14 protein-coding genes are annotated in these 19,933 nt (G+C 42.4%); 3 read left to right on the top strand and 11 right to left on the bottom strand.

Annotated features, from left to right (window positions below; translation table 11 throughout):
* Position 1: 1 nt before the first annotated feature.
* From L1070_RS16490 to L1070_RS16445, 10 genes are all read right to left on the bottom strand, one after another.
* A complete protein-coding gene (locus tag L1070_RS16490; RefSeq protein ID WP_237126363.1) occupies positions 2-1,219 on the bottom strand; it encodes a BCCT family transporter in 1,218 nt (405 codons plus the stop codon).
* A 169-nt stretch (positions 1,220-1,388) separates the two neighbouring features.
* Entirely contained in the window at positions 1,389-3,056 is a 1,668-nt protein-coding gene (betA, locus tag L1070_RS16485; protein ID WP_237126362.1) for a choline dehydrogenase, read from the bottom strand.
* An 11-nt stretch (positions 3,057-3,067) separates the two neighbouring features.
* A complete protein-coding gene (betB, locus tag L1070_RS16480; RefSeq protein WP_237126361.1) occupies positions 3,068-4,567 on the bottom strand; it encodes a betaine-aldehyde dehydrogenase in 1,500 nt (499 codons plus the stop codon).
* Positions 4,557-5,147: a transcriptional regulator BetI gene (betI, locus tag L1070_RS16475; RefSeq protein WP_237126360.1), complete on the bottom strand. Its 591-nt coding sequence runs from the start codon at positions 5,145-5,147 to the stop codon at positions 4,557-4,559. The genes betB and betI overlap by 11 nt, the downstream gene beginning before the upstream one ends.
* Before the next feature lie 457 nt (positions 5,148-5,604).
* The gene (locus tag L1070_RS16470; RefSeq protein ID WP_237126359.1) at positions 5,605-6,414 is read right to left on the bottom strand and encodes a hypothetical protein; all 810 of its coding nucleotides are present in this window, start codon (positions 6,412-6,414) and stop codon (positions 5,605-5,607) included.
* Between the two features lie 368 nt (positions 6,415-6,782).
* Positions 6,783-8,156, bottom strand: coding sequence for an amidohydrolase family protein (locus L1070_RS16465; protein WP_237126358.1), 1,374 nt, complete (start codon positions 8,154-8,156; stop codon positions 6,783-6,785).
* A gap of 107 nt (positions 8,157-8,263) precedes the next feature.
* Entirely contained in the window at positions 8,264-9,295 is a 1,032-nt protein-coding gene (locus L1070_RS16460; protein WP_237126357.1) for a helix-turn-helix domain-containing protein, read from the bottom strand.
* Positions 9,296-9,468: 173 nt separating this feature from the next.
* Positions 9,469-11,052: a sulfotransferase gene (locus tag L1070_RS16455; protein WP_237126356.1), complete on the bottom strand. Its 1,584-nt coding sequence runs from the start codon at positions 11,050-11,052 to the stop codon at positions 9,469-9,471.
* 71 nt (positions 11,053-11,123) lie between these two features.
* On the bottom strand, positions 11,124-13,535 hold the full coding sequence (locus L1070_RS16450; RefSeq protein WP_237126355.1) for a TonB-dependent receptor: 2,412 nt from the start codon (positions 13,533-13,535) through the stop codon (positions 11,124-11,126).
* A gap of 532 nt (positions 13,536-14,067) precedes the next feature.
* Positions 14,068-14,667, bottom strand: coding sequence for a carboxymuconolactone decarboxylase family protein (locus L1070_RS16445; RefSeq protein WP_237126354.1), 600 nt, complete (start codon positions 14,665-14,667; stop codon positions 14,068-14,070).
* A gap of 110 nt (positions 14,668-14,777) precedes the next feature.
* Between L1070_RS16445 and L1070_RS16440 the strand changes: the two genes are divergently transcribed.
* Positions 14,778-15,362: a MarR family transcriptional regulator gene (locus tag L1070_RS16440; protein ID WP_237126353.1), complete on the top strand. Its 585-nt coding sequence runs from the start codon at positions 14,778-14,780 to the stop codon at positions 15,360-15,362.
* On the opposite strand, the gene L1070_RS16435 is transcribed toward L1070_RS16440, so the two are convergent.
* Positions 15,359-15,838: a nuclear transport factor 2 family protein gene (locus L1070_RS16435; RefSeq protein WP_237126352.1), complete on the bottom strand. Its 480-nt coding sequence runs from the start codon at positions 15,836-15,838 to the stop codon at positions 15,359-15,361. The two genes, L1070_RS16440 and L1070_RS16435, sit on opposite strands and share 4 nt — an antisense overlap.
* A gap of 130 nt (positions 15,839-15,968) precedes the next feature.
* Between L1070_RS16435 and L1070_RS16430 the strand changes: the two genes are divergently transcribed.
* Together L1070_RS16430 and L1070_RS16425 are read left to right on the top strand one after the other, a co-directional pair.
* Positions 15,969-18,131 (top strand): S9 family peptidase, encoded by a 2,163-nt coding sequence (locus tag L1070_RS16430; protein ID WP_237126351.1) that lies wholly within the window; start codon positions 15,969-15,971, stop codon positions 18,129-18,131.
* Between the two features lie 540 nt (positions 18,132-18,671).
* On the top strand, positions 18,672-19,933 hold a 1,262-nt coding region (locus L1070_RS16425), incomplete at its 3' end, for a fibronectin type III domain-containing protein (protein WP_237126350.1).

Genomic DNA, 19,933 nt, shown 5'->3' with positions numbered 1-19,933 from the left:
CTTAGCTAGCTGTTTCAATTTTGCTGTAGTCAATTTTGTTGTCTTTGGGTGAGCTGTCAATTTGGCAAACGGTTTTAAACTTGCCGTAGCCGATATAGGCCGCGCAAGAGAAGAACACGCCTATCACCAACGCGCCAACCCACTGAATTTGTAAAAACTCAAGTTTAAACAGTAAAGTTAACAGTGATAGGGCAATAATGTTAAACAACATATAGTTTCGTAGGCCCAAACGTTTTACTGTTAGGTTTAAATTGTCGGTATATAAGCGAATCAGTGAATCAAGTGAGTTGATCACAAATACGATGCCCACAAATACCATGGCGAAGTTTTTAATGCCCGCCGTAGGTATTCCCGCTTCATGGTAGTGATAAAGCACACTAAACCAGATAGCGATTGGAATAGATGGGAACACCAACATAGCAGCCAATACTTGATAGGTTTTGAGTCCACCCACAAAGCGAGAAGTGAATTGGCCAATCATGATGCTCCAAGCAAACCACCAGAACAGATAAAACTCATGGTAATCATTCAGTGGTAATACAAATTCATTGATATGCGTAAAATAGTCGCCAAGTAGCGCAAACTTATTGGCAAAGCTGCTCATAGCGCTGTCGCCAAATAAAAATGCTGCACACCACATATAGGCAATCAGCGCGATAAACAACCAAGTGGTTGAAATACTCAAAAAGCGCACATACTTCAAACTGGTACTTGAGTAAACTGCAAAGCAAATCGCCGCAAAGACCAACAGATAAAATGTTGGAATAATCGAGCTACCATCGCCGACCTCTGGTAAATACCAAGGCAGGTTTGACAGCAGCAAGTACGCTGTAAAGGCACAGGTGCCAATAATGATCACATTATTGACTAATTTCACCCAAGTAATTTCAAAGAACTTTACTTTGGGTTCTATTACGCAGAAATAAAAGCAGGTAAGGAAATAAAATCCCCAGATTAAAAATCCCCAAAAACCAAACTCAATGGCCAGTGGATTTGCAAACGCATACTCTGGGCTTGCTTTTATGTCTGCGTAACCCGCAAACTCAGTAAGTGGAAACATAATCAGTCCGACATCTAAGCCTGACGTAAACAAAATGGCGATAAAGGTAAAGGTTTTAACGGGTGTGACGCCAACACACTGTAAATTTCCCCATTTAAACAAAATTAAAGCAATTGCCAATAGGGTGAAAATGATACCTGCACTAAGCCATAAGGTCATTGTCACCCTCCCAAAATAAGTAAAAGTAACTCATTGTTTCTCCGTTTTTTTTCTTAGTCTTGCATTAATGCTTGAGGGGCGAGAAAACCTGCCCCCTTGGGATAACCAATTTATCCCGCACGCCACTGCAAGCCCCACCTAGGTATCACTACCTAAGCGAGTGGCAAATTTAGATCTCCGAACTGCGTTGTACATGTTGCCATTTGGGCTCCATATCAACCGCAGCGTTTTGGTTAGTTAAAAGTGTCTTATCCAAAATATGGTCCGCTGCTTTTTCAGCGAGCATGATTGTGGGGGCATTTAAATTTCCGTTAGGTATGGTTGGGAAGATTGACGAATCAACCACTCGTAAACTGTTGATACCATGGACTTTAGTTTGTGAATCAACCACCGCCATCTCGTCTTCACCCATTTTGCATGAACACGAGGGGTGATATGCGCTTTCTACCGCCTGGCGCACAAAGGTATCGATTTGCTCGTCGGTTTGTATCTCTTTACCAGGTTGAATTTCATCATCGCGAAACTCATCAAACGCACTTTGCTCAATGATCTCTCGAGTTAAGCGAACGCAGGCTCTAAAGCCTTCGATGTCTTCTTGCTCTTGTAAGTAGTTGAACAAGATTTTCGGTGGCTCATCGGGATTGCTAGACGCAATCGTGACACTACCACGGCTCTTGGGTTTGTTATGACCCACATGCACCTGAAAACCATGGCCATCAAACGCGCTCTTACCATCGTAACGAATGGCAGCCGGAAGAAAGTGGTATTGAATATCAGGCCATTCAACGCCCGGTTTAGAGCGAATAAAAGCACACGATTCAAAGTGATTGGTTGCGCCAAGGCCATCTTTTGTCAGCAACCAACGTGTGCCAATCAGACCTTTTGAAACCAGCCCTAACTTACCGTTTAGGGTAATGGGTTGCTTGCATTTGTACTGAAAGTAAAACTCCAAGTGGTCCTGCAAATTCTGGCCTACACCCGGTAGGTGGTGCTGTACTTCAACGCCTGCTTTTTCAAGCACGTTGCTATCACCAATACCCGATAGCTGTAGCAAATGAGGTGAGCCAATTGGCCCTGCGCTTAGGATCACTTCTCTGCGCGCATAGGCTTTTTGAGTCTTACCTTTGATTTTATATTCAACGCCTTGCGCTTGTTTGTTTTGCAATAAAACACGCTGTGCCTGAGCGCCTGTGATGATGGTTAAATTACTACGGCGTTTAATTGGGTCTAAATACGCACGGCTGGCTGAACAACGACGACCATTTTTAACCGTCATATGCATTGGGCCAAAGCCTTCTTGTTGCGCGGCGTTATAGTCATTGGTTTTTGCGTAACCGGCTTGCTTACCTGCTTCAATAAAGGCGCGATATAGCGGGTTGGCCATTTCATTACCGTTGTTTACACCCAACGGTCCTTCTGAACCTCGGTGTGCATTTTCACCCAGATACCAAGACTCTGCTTTTTTGAAATACGGTAGGCAAGATTGGTAATCCCAGCCTTGTGCACCGTGTTGCTGCCATTCATCAAAATCTTTAGCATGGCCCCGTACATACACCATACCGTTGATTGAAGACGAGCCGCCTAGCACCTTACCGCGAGGGCAATGCATTTTACGGTTATCTAAATATGGCTCTGGCTCAGTGTGAAACTGCCAAGCGTATTTGTCTGTATTCATTGGAATCGATAAGGCGGTAGGCATTTGAATAAAAATGCTTTTATCACTCCCGCCCGTTTCTAGCAGCAACACTTTGTGTTGGCCATTTTCTGTAAGTCGATTGGCCAGAACGCATCCTGCGGAGCCAGCACCAACTATGATGTAATCATATTTTTGGGTCATGGGGTCTCCAGTTAAAATGGGCTTTCGATTTTATTCATACCGACGTACACCGACTTGGTTTGGGTGTACTGATCCAGCGTTTCAATGCCATTTTCTCTACCTATACCTGAGTGTTTATAGCCACCAACAGGCATTTCAGCAGGAGAGTTTCCGTACGCATTGATCCAGCAGATCCCAGCTTCAAGCTGGTGAATAACGCGATGAGCTCGTTGAATGTCTTTGGTAAATACGCCAGCAGCTAGGCCTAAGTGGGTATTGTTAGCACGTTTGATCACATCTTGTTCGTCGTCAAACACCAACACGCTCATTACAGGGCCAAAGATCTCTTCTTTGACGATGGTCATGTCGTCATGACAATCCACAAATACGGTAGGGGCAACAAAATAGCCATTAGGCGCAGATTCTGGACTCAGAGCTTCGCCGCCAGTAAGCAAGGTCGCACCTTCTTCGATACCTTTAGCAATGTAGTTTAAAACCAATTGTTGGTGAGGTTTTGAGATCAACGCACCAAGGTTAACCTCAGGATTCAACGGATCCCCTGCAATGATATTACTTTCAGTGCGGATTTTAAGCTCGTTGATAAACGCGTCGTACACATCACGGTGTACATAAACGCGCGTACAATTGGTACAGATCTCACCTTGGGTATAGAAGTTACCAAGCATCGCGGCGCTGACTGCTTCGGTGATGTCGGCATCATCGAATACCAGTAAGGGGGATTTACCACCTAGTTCCATCGTTACGTCTTTGAGCGTGGTCGCTGCGCTGCTCATTACCTTTTTACCCGTTCCCACTTCGCCAGTGAATGATACTTTTTCAATATCCGCGTGGCCGGTCAGCCATTGACCCACTTCAGCTGCACCTTGAACGACGTTGAATACGCCCTCAGGTACACCTGCTTCGATAAATATTTCAGCAAGCTTCAATGCACCTAATGGTGTTTCTTCTGAGGGTTTAAAAATTAAAACGTTTCCAGCTGCAAGGGCAGGGCCTGATTTCCAACAAGCAATTTGCAGCGGGTAGTTCCATGCACCAATGCCTGCGCAGATCCCAAGCGGTTCCTTACGAGTGTAATAAAAGTCACTGCCAACCATTTGCTGCTGGCCAACTTGTGCAGGCGCAAGACCCGCAAAATATTCGATTACATCGGCACCGGTTTGTACATCGACACATTCAGCTTCTTGCCAAGGCTTACCGGTATCAAGCACTTCAACTTTGGCCAACTCATCGTTACGTGCTCGCAATAACGCCACGGCTTTTAATAAAATGCGGCTACGTTCAACAGGGGTCATTGCTGACCAAATAGCAAAGCCTTGCTTAGCACTTTCAATTGCTGCACTTTGGATTGACTCATCAGCAACCTCAACGTGGTAAATCACTTCGTCGGTGGCAGGGTTTTTAACTGCAAAACTTTCACCACTTTGGTTTGCCATGTAGCGACCGTGGATAAAGTTTTGATAAACAGGCACATTGCTATTTTGGCTGCTCGTTGTCGTCATATTAGGCTCCATACTGGCTGATCAGTGAGCGCACGTACTGCTTGGCTAATTGCTCACTGTGTTTAAATTGGTCTTTGTCGGATTGACTGAGTACGGCACGTAGCCATAAACCATCAATCATCGCCGCACTTAACTGGGCTGCAAGCTTTGCGTGCTCAACACTCATCAGTTGTCGAAATGAGCTGGCAAGGTTGCTGTATAAGCGCTTACTGTTTACGTTCTGTAGTCGGTGTAACTCGGGGTCGTGCATTGACTGCGCCCAAAAACTTAACCATGTGCGGGTGGTGTCTTTACGTTGTTGTACTAACGCAAAGTTGGCTTCGACAATATACATCAGCCGTTGCTGCGGTGATGTTGTGTCTGTTACTTGCGCCATCAGTGAATATTTTAGGCTAGACAACAAGTAACGCACAGTGGCTTCAATCAAGCCCTGTTTTCCACCAAAGTAGTGGCTGATTATCCCCGAAGATAACCCTGCTTTCTTACTGATGCTGTTAATAGTTGTACCTTGTAAACCAAGCTCAGCGACTGATTCAATGGTCGCTTTTATCAGCTGTTCGCGGCGTACAGGTTCCATTCCGACTTTTGGCATATTTTTATTAATTGAACGTTCAATAAAAATAAAGGTTAAAGAGATGTGTCACATATTTCAATGTTGACATTTGCGTTTAAGCCGTTCTTTATGATTTTTATGTGTGGGTAATCTATTGATATTAATGCATAAAATTGGTGTTGAAATTAATTGGAATATTTTTTAATCAAACATTGTTTTTGTATGGCTTTTCACCAAAATCAGTACAAATAATACCATCATGGTTTTACCAAATAGATAACTTATACGTTGTGATGTGTTTCAACTTTTGTTCTGTATATGCCATCAAGGCCGGAATGAGTGAATATAGAATTGACTAATACAGTGAGTATTCCCATGATCTACTAAATAAACAGCTCATGAGAATATTGGTTAAGGATAAAGAGAACTAAGACCTTTTATGATAGGTATACCCTTATTGACAGGGGCTTAATAGCTTGTTTGGCACTCGGCCAAATTAGAGCCTGGATTTAAGCTCGATCAACGCATTCATAATCTCATCATTTTTAGTTTGAAGCTTGTCCAAGCTGTCCTCATTATTGGCTATGTCTTCAAGTAATACATCCAGCGGTATCTCATTGAGCGTTTTATTGTGATGGGTTGTCCATGTGTTGCCCAGCTTGTCCATCAACTCACCGACACTGTTTGTAGATAAAGCGATTTCACTCACACGTTCGTATGCTCTGGTGGGCAAGAATTTATCTGCATCGGAATTGACGATTTCAAGGTGTTTTCTCAATTGTGTTTTGTAGTTGAACTCCCTTTGATCAAATTCGGCGAATCTCTTTTCAGTTGCAATCATTTTAGAGATATAGCTAATGATAGCTTGAGATAGAAATGAAAACGAAAACTCTTCAATGTACATCGATAAGTCAATATAGTGGTGTTTACCCGTTTTCAGCGCCTCTTGGGTTCGGCTCATATTGTCAGAAAGAGCCTCGTAAAGATCACCTTGGGTGACAAGCAGTGCATTCTCGTGTTGTAATTGAGGCTCTTTTTCCGATAATGCTTCTACCCTGCTCAAAATAGCCTGCTCTTTCTCAAGCATCAATTTTATATTTTCCTCAAGAGTTAACTTCTCCTCTTCGAGGCTCAACTTTGCATCTACCAGACTTAATTTTTCTTTTTCTAGCTCAGCTACTTCAATTGTTTTTTGGCCTAGCTTTTGATCAACATCATAAACTTGCTTATATGCTTTAGCTACAAATATCACACTGACGATAACGGATAATTTTGCGAGCCAATCTAACGCAATATTTATTATCATGTATGGTTTACTACTAATATATGGCGTCGACATGTTTGACTCTCCTTAGAATAACGTTGACTTTAGTACTTTCAAATTCAACATTACATTACCTTGCTAATTTTGTTAACTCGAAAGCAACAACTATGGTGAGAGAGTTCACACATAGTTGCTCACTTCTAGGATTCTGCTTGTTGTGCAATTGACGAGACCTTCTGCGTTATCGTGTGACAATAAGGGGGAGCTATTCGAGAGAGTTAAGAGTAGCTGGTGCTTTTTTAACGAAGGCTCTTTAGATTGTGTTTGCAATACGCTACTCATCAGAGCTGCAAATAGATTATTAAGGCTGAATATTCACCCAGCCATTAATAACGACTTATAGAATCCACTCAGTAATTGCTTGCAAGCCGCCAAAGCTCTAATAGCGTACTTCTGTTTTCAATAGCCTGGGCTCTGAGTCGAGTAAGTTGTTGCTGTGTGAGCCAGCGACCATGCTTGCTTACGGCAACAGGGGTCTTTAATGAGGCCAAGTTTTCAATTGGGTTTATACGGGTAAAAATAAAGTCAGCTTTGTATCCTACCTTTATTTGTCCAATTTGCTTATCTAACTTCAGTGCTCTGGCAGGCGAGTAGGTGGCTGCCTTGAGCACTGCAAAGTTTGTGAGCCCAGCATCTTTTAGTTGCGCCATTTCGTTGTGTGTTGCTAAACCATGGGGCGATAGCAGCACGCCAGCATCGGAGCCCACCAGCAGTTCAATACCTAATGTATGCATTTGCTCAGTGATGAACAATAAGGTGTTGTAAGTATCTCGGTTATAGCTCGCGTGGTTTTGAGAGGTGTTGAGCCAACGAGCAACTTGGTCGCGTTGCTCGGCAGCAGCTACTATGGGTGATATATAGTGCTTAGGTAAAGTATCTAAAAAGGCTTGTTTATCTTCACTTATTCTTGTTAATTGCCAAAAAATATTGAGTGTTGGTGTGACGGGGATGTTTAACTTTTTTATCTCTTTGAGCGTTTGAGTGAGCTTTTGCTGATCAAAAGTATGGTTCAGTGGGCCTTGTAGTATGTCTTCCACATGCTCCAAAGATTGCAATTCAGATAGGCTTGACCAAGGCATATCTGCTGATGGATGTGGACCATGTTTTGCCACGGGGATATTGAGTGTTTGCGCGGTTTTAATTAGGGCCTTTAGTGCTTGTGGCGACAAGTTGCCATAAGCCTTAATCAGGTCGTATCCTGCATTTTTAGCCGTGATAACAGCTTGTTCTGCTTGTTGCGTTGTAGCGACGTATTGATGCAGTGCACCGTTTTCAAACCCAGAAAGAATAGGGCTGCTGACAGAGAGCGTACTGCCAACTCTTTCATTCTGCGCAAGCTGGTCTCGCCATGCTAGATGTTGTGCAATGCCGTTCATAATACGCACATGTGTGACACCGTGAGATAAGTTAGTTACCAATGCGCTCGGGTCGTAAAAATGCACGTGCATGTCAATGAGGCCGGGGGTCACATAGCCACCTTGAGCATCAATAATGTTGATGCCTGGGATTTCATGTAAGCTGCTGTTAATACTGCTTATAATTCCATTTTTAACGAGAATGGTTTGATTTTTAATAATACGCTCTTCAACGGGAGAGACAATATTCACATTTTTTAGAATAAACGCCTGCGCGGGCGGGAGTGATACTTGGCTATGGCATGCGCTGAGTATAGCTAAGCTTATAAAAATGAAAGCAGAAAGTTTAAAGAAGCGAAACAGTAGCATGGGTAGTGGCCTATTTGTTACTTGCGATAACAGTAATTTATCGCTCTTAAGTAACGTAAAGGTCTAAACGCAAGTAATTAGACGCATAAATTCAGGATTTTGTACGCTTAGTTGGGGTTAGAACGAAGGCTATTTCTATATTCGCTTGGTGTCATACCTGTTTGTTTTTTAAAAGAATAATTGAATGATGATTTCGCGCTAAAGCCTGCTTCATGGGCCAAAGTAAGAAGCGGCTTGGTGGAGGAGGTGCGCATCGCTTCTTTTACATGTTCAACGCGAAATGAATTTATATAGTCATTAAAGCTGAGTTGATGAGACAAGTTGATGGCACGAGATACATCTCTTGGCTGCAAGCCAGTGAGTTGTGACAGGTCGGATAATGACAAACGTGCTTGTAAAAACCACTGCTTATCCCTCATTTGTTGATCGATAGATTTGAATATTGCTTGGTAGTCTTCCGCTGATTCGTGGGTTTTGTTGGGAGTGTCATCCGTTTGCTGAAGTGGCAAAGTTTTTAGAATCTTGTGCTCGGCGTTCAACTTGGTCGTCAATACCAGCAAAATAGTGATATTGATAACTGCTACTAGGCCCTGTCCGAAAATATTCCAAAACACAGGTAACATTGGCTGCAGGTTAAGCCTAACTAAATCAGCAGCGTTAGTGATGGTCATGATCACAATAAGCCAGCCTAGCCAGCGCAGGGCCACCTCATGCGCATCTGAGCGAGAGTTATCAAGCGTCGCGTTGAACTGGTAAATGCGATAAACAGCAAATCCCGCATAGATAACCCGCCACACTGTGCCAATTAAGATCACAGTCTGTGTGTATTGGGTAAAGGGTAATAACAACAGCATAGGCACAAAGTGTAGTATGTCGTATTTATTGACTTGTTTGGTTAAGGACTTCACCACAAGGTAAAGCATGGGGCCAAAGCCCAGCACAAATACAGGGGTCACTAAGTGAATAGAGCGCGTAATATTCAGCTCTTCTAAGAGATTAAAGATGGCTGACAGCATAACCATGGCAAAAAATGCGCTTACGGTACGATAGAGCTTGTGCGTACTTAATATCGCAATGCTCAGCGTAGCAATACCGATTGAAAAGGCTTGTATAAGATTGACCACATTGGCTTCAAACATAACTTAAAGATTCATGGCTCTTTAGTGACTGGTTGGATGTTAGCATGAAAAGCGCGTCGAAGGTTTGAAATATGCTCTGGCTTTTACTTAGAGGATCAGAGGCTTAGATTTTCCAAGCCTGTATTTGCTATCTGTGTTTCTTAGCAAGTTGTTAAACACGCTAGATAAGACCTTCAATAGGGGATCGCGTGCTTATCAAAATACGCTGTAACTTCATCAAGATATGGGGAGAAGTTTTTCCAGCGTCCAATTGATTTTGTGTTCAGTGGCTGACGCACTTGTACCTTGCTTGCCGTTGATACCGGCGCATCGTTTAGGTGAAAATCTAGACACTGCTTTTGCCAAGGAAGCTGGCAATAGTCGAGTAAGGCTCTTATTTGCTGCTCAGGTTGCGCGACGAGTTGCTCGTATTCTAACAACTTAAAATATGACCCGTGTAACGCTTGCCAATGGTGCATAAGTTTATAAAAACGTGTGTAAAATTTAGCTGTGTCCATTAAATCTAAAGAGTATCGGTAGTAGGGGTTGTTGATAGTAAACAACTGACGATAATTACCGATGCAGGTATCTAGTGGATTACGTAGCAAACAAATGATTTTGGCGTTTGGTAGGGCCTTGCGGATCAAGTCCACATAAAAAAAGTTAAAGGGTAATTTATCGACAAAGTGGCAGCTTTGCCCAGTAACGACACGTGTAGCGTCAAGGTAGTCTTGTCCCAGTTGCTTAAAGTCACACTCGTAAGCGGCTTTAAGGGTGGCTTCATCAAGTACATGAGGTGTGGTGGTTTGACTCAACCGTTTGGTGACGATTCCAAAATCTTGTAACTCTCCTGCGGAGGTAACATCACTGTGGCTAGATAATATTCGCTCTACCAAAGTGGTGCCAGAGCGTGGCATACCTAACACAAAAATAGGCTCTTTTGTGTCTGCTCCCAAAGGTGCATCACTTTTTGTTTGATGGCTTAATCGATACAGCAAATCAAACAATTGTTCAGAGGCATTATCATCAAAACGTGCCTGTTGTAATTTACTTGCTTTACCTTGCTTGAGTGCTTCAAACGCTAAGTCATACTGCTTAAGATCTTGATATTCTTTTGCTAAGGCATGACCTATGTGTAACTTTGCATCAGGGTGTTCAAGGCGTGCAAACACACTTTTAAGTCGTAAAATATGATTGTTACTCTCATTGACCTTAGTAAGGTCTGACAATGCAAAATGTGCCTGATGGTGGGCAGGCTCAAGTTTAATAGCTTGTTCAAACGCGGCTTCTGCTTTGTCGAATAACCCCAAAAACTTACAACACACCCCATAATTATAAAAAAATTGAGGCTGTACGGCGTTAAGCTCTAACGCTTTTTGATAGCAAAGCAGTGCATAGTCATGTAATCCGATATGGCTGAGTGTGACACCTAAGGTATCTGCATCTAGTGCAGAGGTTAGGTCTTCAACAGCGATTGACAGTGCTAATGTTTTGGCTTGATTGAGTTGACCGTCTAGTGCGTAACATTTAGCTAAATGAATTGAGTATTCAAAACGTTGCCTCAAACCTTTGGCTTTTTCAATAAGTTTAATGGCCTTTTTTATTTGCCCAACCTGAACATTGATCATTGCCATTAAAAAGTAACCATCGGCATGTTCACGGGTGTCTTCAGGAGTAGTTTGTATCAGTTGTACTAAATACTGATGAGCCTGTTTTATCTGGCCTTGATTCAATGCCGTGACGGCTTGTTGGTGAAGATGTGTTGCGTTGAGCGTCATAAAAAGCGTGTTCTTATTGTTATTAAAAAGGCTCAAACTAAGTTTGAGCCTTTAGAGTAACGGTAACTCGGTTATAGTTCAAACTGGTAGTCGAACTTAACACCGATTGTTAAAGGACGGTTGATGTAATGCCCGTAGTTACGTTGAATTTCTGCACCGTTGGCGGTGGTGATATCGGCATTACTACGGCGTACAGATGTATACGCATACTTGTTAAACAAGTTATTGATATACAATGTACTTGACCACTGATCTCCAGTAATTTTTGCTGAAATGTTACTTAACGCGTAACCTGGTAGCGTTTCACCATTGTCATGTAGACCAACTTTAGAAATCATGTCACTTTGGGCTGTTAGACCATAATTAATGTCTAGCAGTTTGTTGTCCATTATCTCTGTTTGGTAGTTTACACCAAGCGAAAACTGATGCTCAGGTGAACCTGGCAGTCTATCACCACTTACGCCGCCATCCGTACCATCGGTGTTAAACAAAAATGGCGCGTCTTCTGTCAGTTCTACTTTTGTGTATGAATAGGTGGCATAGGCGGTAAATGAGTCCGTTAACATTGCACGCGTCGCAATTTCTACCCCTTTAGCATTAGCAGATCCTGCGTTTGAGGTATAAGGAAGCTGGCCTACCTCGGTTGCTCCACCAATTTGCGCGTCTTCCCAGTCCACGTTAAATAAAGCTGCATTGAAGTGTAAGCGGTTTTTCATCCAAGTACTTTTCATGCCTAACTCATAGTTTGTGGTCGTATCGTCTTTGTAGAGCATCTCATGTGGCTTACCGCAACCAGCTTGGTTTGCTGGCAGTGGATCTGGACAAGGAGCTAAACCATTTGAGCCACCGATTCTAAATCCTTCACTGACGGTTGCATACGCCATTACAGTATCTGAGAATTGATAACTGGCGTTAAATTTAAACAAGCTGCCATCATCTTCAGCATAACTGTTCTCGAAGTTCAAGCTGACATCGTTTAGCCCCGCACCACCAAAAACAGTGTTGTAAAGTGGGAAATCAACAGCAGAATCTGCATCGACTTTATACTCATAGAAGCGTGCGCCTACCGTAATCGTGAGTTTTTCACTAGCTTGATAGGCTATTTCACCGAATATCGCTTGTTCAGTGACTTCGCTGCGGTCGACAGAATAGTACTCTAGGCTGTCAGGACGAAGTTGTGTGCCACCAAAGTTTTCAACTGCGAATAGGCTGTACCCGGGTGCGTATTCTTTACTTGAACCATTGCTCTTACTCTTATTGTAAAAGCCACCCACAATCCAGCTTAAGTCAGAATCACCTTGTGATACTAAACGCAGTTCTTGAGTGAAGTTTTCTTCTTCTTCAAGTTCACGGGTGAATGATGAGAATGAAGGGAATTCTTCATAGCCGTAGTCTAAGCGAATTAACAAGTCGGTTTGATCTCGTTGACCATCGGCTTCAAACTCAGAATAACCTGTTGCAGAGACAAGCTCGGCAAAACCCAAATCAGCTTTAATTTCAAGGCTTAGTAATGAGTCTTCTTTTTCTCTTGGCTCTTCGTAGCGGTAGGCTGATTCATATTTTCCAATACGCTTATTCAAGCCATTGTCAGGATTTAAAGCGCCGTGATGAACAATTGAGCGGCCCTCACTGTCTTGTTTTTGATAGAAGTAGTTCAAGGTACTGTCTAACCAATCAGTTGGCAGCCAACGTAGCGAGATTCGACCTGTTGTAGTTGTTTCACCGTTATTGTCTTTTGCTTGTCGCAAGTTGTGGTTGATGTCATCTAAGTCAGTCCAGTCAGGGTCAGGTTGTGAAACGCCTGCCTCACGTACAACATAGTTGTAATCGACAAAGCCTGGGTCTTTAAATACGTTGACGCTTGCGCGAACAGCGAGTTTATCATCAATAAGAGGGGTGTTGAAAATAAAGCCGGCTTCGCCACCAAATGAATCACTTTCACTATTTTGGAAAGCATCGCCGTATACCTTACCTGAGGTAAAGTCTAGCTCTGGTTCTTTTAAGATATAACGGATCGCGCCGCCCAGCGTTCCAGCACCATACAGTGTGCCTTGTGGACCAATCAAGACTTCTACGCGTTCTACGTCGGTCAGGCGCATATCTATTGCGACTGGGATCTCGTTGATGTACGTCGCAACCGTTCCACCATCAGATGACGGGCCTGATGAATTAGTATTCAACCCACGAACAATAATGGGCGAGCCTGAACGGCCACCTTGGTCTGTAACAGTCAAACCCGGTACCCAGCGTGCTACATCAGCCAACTCACCAATGTTTTGATCACGCATTACATCACTGTCTAACGCGGTGATATTCAGTGGAGCTTCTTGTACTGAACCAGAACGCCTAGTTGCGGTTATCTGAATAACCTCAAGCGATTTATCTTTGTTGACAGCCTCTTCTGCAGAGACCGCAAAAGACGTACTAAGCGTTCCTGTTAAGGAGCCGCACACGGCTAGTGAGAGTATGCTCGGTTTAAACATTATTTAATCCCCATTGTTACCATTGTTGTTTTTATGCACACAAAGAAAGCATAAATCGCAAGAAGCGACAAGTGAGCAAAAAAACATGTGTGAATTTATATTCTTCTATATTGAAATTTCATGCATTCTAGTTGGGGTTTTAGCAAAAATATAGTGAAATTTTGAATTAAAATATTTTTTTAATAAATTTACGGAGTATTTTGAATGTATTTTTCACAAATTTAATGTTTATTCATCATTTTTGCATATTTTTTGTATTTTGTTGGATGGATTATATTTTTGATTGCTGTTTTTATCGCCATTATCTGGTCATCTAGATTTAAACTTTGGTTGATATATGAGCAAGTGGTTGTGAAGCGGAACTATATTGGTCGTGTAAAGGATGAGCATACTGGGAAAACACTTTCTGGGTAACACTTTCTAAGCAGCATAGTATGCGTATAAGCTGATAATTCAGCGTTTATTATTATTGTTAATGTGCTTTTAAAAGTGATAGTTCCAGTAAGCTTACCAGTATGCTCAATTTTGGTGTTTAGTTATTGGTTTGGTGCTTACCTACTTGCCACTGATTATGGGCAAGATAGTTTTCACCTGCATCAATAGCGCCTGCTTCCAATGTGGTCGCCATAGAGTCATTCCAGCGATTCAAATAACCAAACAAAGCTACCACGCCAAGAATTTCAACGATTTCGCCATCATCCCAATGCGCCTTTAGCTGTGATTCAATAGTATGGTCAACGGCGTTAGGTACGCTAGATGCAGCAAGTGCAAACTCAAATGCCGCCTTTTCCGCGTCAGTAAAAAGTGTGCTTTGTCTGAACTGCCAAATGTTCTTGAGGCGTTCATCAGACCCACCATAGCGTTGCGCGGCTAAAATTGTATGTGCTTCGCAATAACGGCAGCCAGTATTGGCGCTGGTAATGTAGCCAATTAAGCGCTTTAATTCGCTGGTCACTCTGCCATGGTTTTCCATCACGGCTTTGTTTAGGTTAATAAAAGCTTTGGCGATATGAGGGCGGATCTGCATGGTCAGTACGCTATTTGGACAAAACCCCAAGGTTTCATTGAAAAACTTTGCTAACTCTGCAACCTCTGCGTTTGCATCTTGTGCCAGTGGTGTGACTAAAGCCATAATGTATTCCTGTTGATGTTTGTATGTTGCATTTGCAACATAACATAGTGCCTTTTATAGCATCTGTCTACAAAAATTGAGCATTTAAGTTTAAAAAATAGGGTCAATATATGAACAATAAAGCACGAAAGGCGGCGTTTGAGCTATCAAAAAATATAGAGCAACCCTATGATTTATATAATCATGTTCCATATCGTATTGCCGTTGCTAGTAACTTGCTAGCAATGGACAGAGATGCATATATAAAAAACCTAACAGGGCTTGAAACACGAGAGATACGCGTACTACTGAATATTGGCTCGTATGGTCCAATTAATGCTGCCGATATCGCGTATCAATCGCGCTTAGACCCTTATTCGGTGAATCGAGCAATTAATACATTACTCAAACAAAGCTTGATTTGCCCTGATAACGATCATGTAAAACAACGCAGTAAATTAGTTAAGTTAAGTGAGCTGGGTTTGCCTTTATATCAGCAAGTGGTTGAACACATGCGTCAACGTGAGGCATATGTTTTGGCCGACATAACAGATGATGAAAAGCGCCTGTTACTTAGTCTACTGGAAAAGATTGAATTGCGTGCTGAAGCTAAATTGGCGCAAAGTGCACAAAGCCTTGAAGCACAAGGCCACAGTATTACTAGAGACCAAGCGGAATTAATCCGCTGGCATAAACGTTCATGTAAGTCTATTTAAGGTAATGTGTCCATTCGATCGATGAGCACATTACGCGTTTTTATTAAACATTGGTCGTTCTGGATGATTAAAGTGTCAACGTAGCGTCCATTGAAGATTTTTCGCTTTGCATTGGGCGTGTTTTTATCGCTTAAGTGAAGAACAAAGTGAGACACATTCGAATAGGTATTCTGTGATAGCTGCTTGATGTTTGTGCTGGTTATCATATGAATACTTTTTTTAGTCATGAGCGCTTTTTTGGCTCTGTTGGCAATCGCTTCACTGGTGTTTAGCGCAATGTTCAGCTTGGGCACTGAAAAGGTTGCATCTGCTGTAAATAGGGCTTGATACTGTTCGATAGGCCCTAGATCCCTATATTGAATATAATCATGTATGGTTTTTTCGCATAGTTTAATATGAGAATCATTTACTGTGTGTGTTGTTTTACAAGCAGTTAGTATAAATAGCGCGATAATACTGAGAGTTAATTGTTTCATATACATATATAGCTTCACTTTTCTTTACAGTAGGGTACTGTTAATAACCTTTTAATTCAATTATATTTACAGGCAGGTAACTCTATTTGTAACAGTTACACCAAATATATCAAACAAGGATATTATAATAATGAAACGCTTATTACTTTGGCAGCTTGCGTTGTCATCGGTTGTTTTAACGACAGGGTGTCAGTTAAGCAAGCCTGTAAATGATGCTAACCATACACAAGCTGAGGCGACAAAGGCGCCTTTAGCGGCAAAAATCCCACATAAAACCAACATCCATGGATATGAGATTGTCGATAACTATCACTGGTTAAGGGATGATACACGTTCAAAGCCTGAGGTCATTGCTCATCTAGAAAAGGAAAACGCGTATACCGATGCGGTATTGGCCCCAAGTGAAGCCCTTCAGTCGAGTCTATTTACCGAGATTAAGTCAAAAATAGTTAAAGACAATCGCTCGGTGCCTGTTCAACATGGGCAATATTACTACTTCAATGAAACCATTGGGGAGCAAGAGTATGCGTCGATTTATCGCAGTACAAATGTAAAGGGTGACAACCCTGAGTTGCTGCTGGATATTAACGAACTCGCAAAAGCTTATGACTATTTTGCTATCGGTGATGTAGAAGTAAGCCCCAACGCTAAGCTGATGGCTTATTCACAAGACACTTTGAGTCGTCGCATCTATACCATCAAGGTTAAAAACCTTGAAACTGGCGAGCTACTTAGCGATGAGCTGACAGGCACGCAAGGTGGTGTGATCTGGGCCAACGATAATAAAACGCTGTATTACGTTAAGAAAGACCCGGTTTCTTTACTTGGCACTCAGGTGTTTAGACATACATTGGGCACACCGCAAGAACAAGACGAATTGGTGTATGACGAGCTAGACAATACCTATTACACCTATGTGAGTAAGAGTAAAGATGGTGAACAGATCTTTATACACCATTCGAGCACTGAGTCGAAGGGCGTGTCTATTTTGTCAGCCAATGACAGCAAGTCTATGCCTAAACGCTTGCTGCCTCGTCAGAAAGGTCATGAGTATCACATCGCAAAATTAGATGACTGGTACTACATCATGACCAATTTGGACGCGGTGAACTTCAAACTGATGAAAGCAAAGGTCGCGTTGGCAGCGGATAAAACTAATTGGCAGCCTGTGATAGCACATCGCCCAAATGTAAAACTCGAAGACTTCGAACTATTTGAAAACCATCTGGTTTATCAAAGCCGCTCGCAAGGTCAATCAAAAGTAACGATTCGTGAATTGAGTAAGAACAAAGAGCATGAACTGACGTTTAATGACCCCGCATACAAAGTGTATATGACCAGTAATACTATGCTTAGCAGCGATAGTGTGAGAGTGGTTTACACCAGTATGACAACCCCTCAAACAACCTTTGAGGTTGACTTAAACGACTATTCAAAAGTGACGTTGAAACAAGAAAAAGTACTTGGAGACTTTAACCCAGACGACTACCAATCAGAACGTATCTTTATTAGCGCACGCGACGGTGCCGCTGTGCCTGTGTCAATTGTTTACAAAAAGTCTCTGTTTAAAAAAGATGGCACTAACCCCTTATTACAATATGGCTATGGTTCGTATGGCTATACTGTTGACCCTAGATTTTCGGTTAGCCGTTTGAGTTTGCTTGATAGAGGATTTGTGTATGCCATAGCGCACATTCGTGGTTCACAAATGTTAGGCCGCCCTTGGTATGAAGATGGCAAAAAGCTCACTAAGAAAAACACCTTTAATGATTTTATTGATGTGACAAAAGCGCTGACAGAGCAAGGCTATGGAGACAAACACCGCGTTTACGCACAAGGTGGTAGTGCCGGTGGTCTACTTATGGGGGCTGTAATCAACCAAGCACCAGAGCTTTATCATGGTGTTCACGCGGCAGTGCCTTTTGTGGACGTGATCAATACCATGCTTGATGAAACATTACCGCTGACGACAAACGAATACGATGAATGGGGCAACCCAAATGATAAAACGTACTTTGATTATATGCGCTCTTATTCGCCATACGACCAAGTGACCCATAAAAGTTATCCGAATTTGCTTGTGACAACAGGCCTACACGACTCTCAGGTGCAGTATTTTGAGCCTGCAAAGTGGGTGGCTAAGTTGAGAGAGCTAAAAACAGATGATAACAAATTGTTGTTTAAAGTTGATATGGAAGCAGGACACGGCGGTGCGTCCGGACGCTTTAAGCGAATTAAAGATACCGCTTTGAACTATGCCTTTTTCATTGAATTGGCTAATGGTCGCCTTTAAGCAATAACTAAAAAATCAGACATAGTCTTAATACATCTCGTTTGGGCTAATTAAGCTATCTTCTAGGTTTAATAATAGGCTGCAGCGCAAATTGCAGCCTATTTTTATGCCTGAACTTAAAAAAAACAACACCTTACCTCACTATTTAGTCACATGCTGAAATCGCTGTAGTTACAAAAGTCATTTCCCATTGCGTGGATTGGGGTAGATGTTTTATCACAGGTCAGCTATCACAGTGCTTAAAAGTTTGCCCAAAGGCAATGCAATAGCTCAATGCTCCAACCCATTTCGTCGTTACCTGTACGACTAAAAGAAAGTTACCCATATATAATGCGTTACAGCTTAATATCTCTTCTGTTACGAGTGAAAATCACACAATACATTGCTTTTACTAATATTTTAAGAATGTAAATAAAAGGTTTTTGTGGCGTTTTTTTGCACCAAATGTGTAGAATTTTTCGGCTTTTGTCCCTGTATTAATCCGATTATTGCAGTAAAAGCTTGGGATGTATTCTTTAAAAAAATAATATAGGTTATAAAATGTACAAACACTTTGTGGCGGCCCTGTGCCTTGTTTGTACCCTATTATTCTCTGTCTCAGCATTAGCGACACTATCGGCACCTGGCCCAGTGACTGCTACTATTTACAATGGTAATGACATTACCATTCGCTGGTCGAGTGTAAGCGGTGCAACAAAATATACGCGTGAAGCGAGAGTTAATAATGGACCTTGGGTGAATGACAGACAGTACAAAAGTACCTCTGTCACCATGCACGATGCCCCGTTCAATACCTACCAATACCGTGTTAGGGCATGTAATTCAACGGGCTGCTTCGACTGGGCGTATTCTAACTCAGTAAAGGTTGCAGTTTCGCCACCAAATCAGGTGACCGCCACAATATACAATTTTGACGACATTACCATTAGTTGGTCGAGTGTGAGCTACGCGACGAAATATACTCGTGAAGCTAGGGTCAACAATGGTGAATGGGTCAATGATACAGCCTATACGGGTACGTCTGTGACCATGCAAAATGCTCCGCCTGCGACTTATCAATACCGCGTCAGAGCATGCTACTCAACGGGCTGTTCTAATACATGGACCTATTCAAATTCAGTTACGGTTGTGCCCGAGCCTGCAACACCTTCAAGTCTAGCCTTAGCGATAACTGATGGCGACGATATTACTTTGTCGTGGAGTCAGTTTGATACATCCAAAGTTACGCACTACCGCCGAGAATATAGCTTTAATGGTGGGAGTTACGGATATAGAAAAATAGTTTACCCACCAGTTAGCAATCCACCAAGTGATGCTGATGTAGCTAAAGCACCAGGAACATACCGATATCGACTTCAGGCGTGTAATAGCGGTGGGTGTACTGGCTGGGCGTACTCTCCGACAGTAAGAGTATTACCCGCCCCCACTTATGTAACAGCAATTTTAGATAGCAACGAAGATATCTTTTTGTCGTGGGATGGTAGCGGCTATGCAACACATTACTTACGTCAGGTGCGAGAAAACGATGGCGCGTGGAAAAACGAGTCGGGTCACAACGACACATCTGTTAAATATCAAAACGTCTATGATGGAAAGTTTCAATATCGGGTTAAAGCGTGTGACGCAGCAAGTTGTTCAAACTGGACTCAGTCGAATGCATTAACGGTTGTGTTAAAGCCGAAACCGTTGGCTTCGGTAACAGCCTCGGTAGTCAATGGCGACGATATCAATGTGTCTTGGCAACTAGTAAGTGGTGCCACCAATGTTGATAGATTTGAGAAGCAAGTCAGCTTTAATGGTGG

It is taken from the genome of Pseudoalteromonas sp. MMG022, from assembly GCF_021654245.1.
GTDB classification, from domain to species: domain Bacteria; phylum Pseudomonadota; class Gammaproteobacteria; order Enterobacterales; family Alteromonadaceae; genus Pseudoalteromonas; species Pseudoalteromonas amylolytica.
This window is presented reverse-complemented; position numbering and strand designations above follow the sequence as displayed.

Excerpts from the sequence above, each read along its gene's own strand:
- L1070_RS16430 (WP_237126351.1), top strand. The coding sequence starts at position 15,969 with ATGAAACGCTTATTACTTTGGCAGCTTGCGTTGTCATCGGTTGTTTTA.
- L1070_RS16445 (WP_237126354.1), bottom strand. The coding sequence starts at position 14,667 with ATGGCTTTAGTCACACCACTGGCACAAGATGCAAACGCAGAGGTTGCA.
- L1070_RS16460 (WP_237126357.1), bottom strand. The coding sequence starts at position 9,295 with ATGTTTGAAGCCAATGTGGTCAATCTTATACAAGCCTTTTCAATCGGT.
- L1070_RS16465 (WP_237126358.1), bottom strand. The coding sequence starts at position 8,156 with ATGCTACTGTTTCGCTTCTTTAAACTTTCTGCTTTCATTTTTATAAGC.
- L1070_RS16470 (WP_237126359.1), bottom strand. The coding sequence starts at position 6,414 with ATGATAATAAATATTGCGTTAGATTGGCTCGCAAAATTATCCGTTATC.
- betB (WP_237126361.1), bottom strand. The coding sequence starts at position 4,567 with ATGGAGCCTAATATGACGACAACGAGCAGCCAAAATAGCAATGTGCCT.
- L1070_RS16440 (WP_237126353.1), top strand. The coding sequence starts at position 14,778 with ATGAACAATAAAGCACGAAAGGCGGCGTTTGAGCTATCAAAAAATATA.
- betI (WP_237126360.1), bottom strand. The coding sequence starts at position 5,147 with ATGCCAAAAGTCGGAATGGAACCTGTACGCCGCGAACAGCTGATAAAA.
- betA (WP_237126362.1), bottom strand. The coding sequence starts at position 3,056 with ATGACCCAAAAATATGATTACATCATAGTTGGTGCTGGCTCCGCAGGA.
- L1070_RS16435 (WP_237126352.1), bottom strand. The coding sequence starts at position 15,838 with ATGAAACAATTAACTCTCAGTATTATCGCGCTATTTATACTAACTGCT.
- L1070_RS16450 (WP_237126355.1), bottom strand. The coding sequence starts at position 13,535 with ATGTTTAAACCGAGCATACTCTCACTAGCCGTGTGCGGCTCCTTAACA.
- L1070_RS16490 (WP_237126363.1), bottom strand. The coding sequence starts at position 1,219 with ATGACCTTATGGCTTAGTGCAGGTATCATTTTCACCCTATTGGCAATT.
- L1070_RS16455 (WP_237126356.1), bottom strand. The coding sequence starts at position 11,052 with ATGACGCTCAACGCAACACATCTTCACCAACAAGCCGTCACGGCATTG.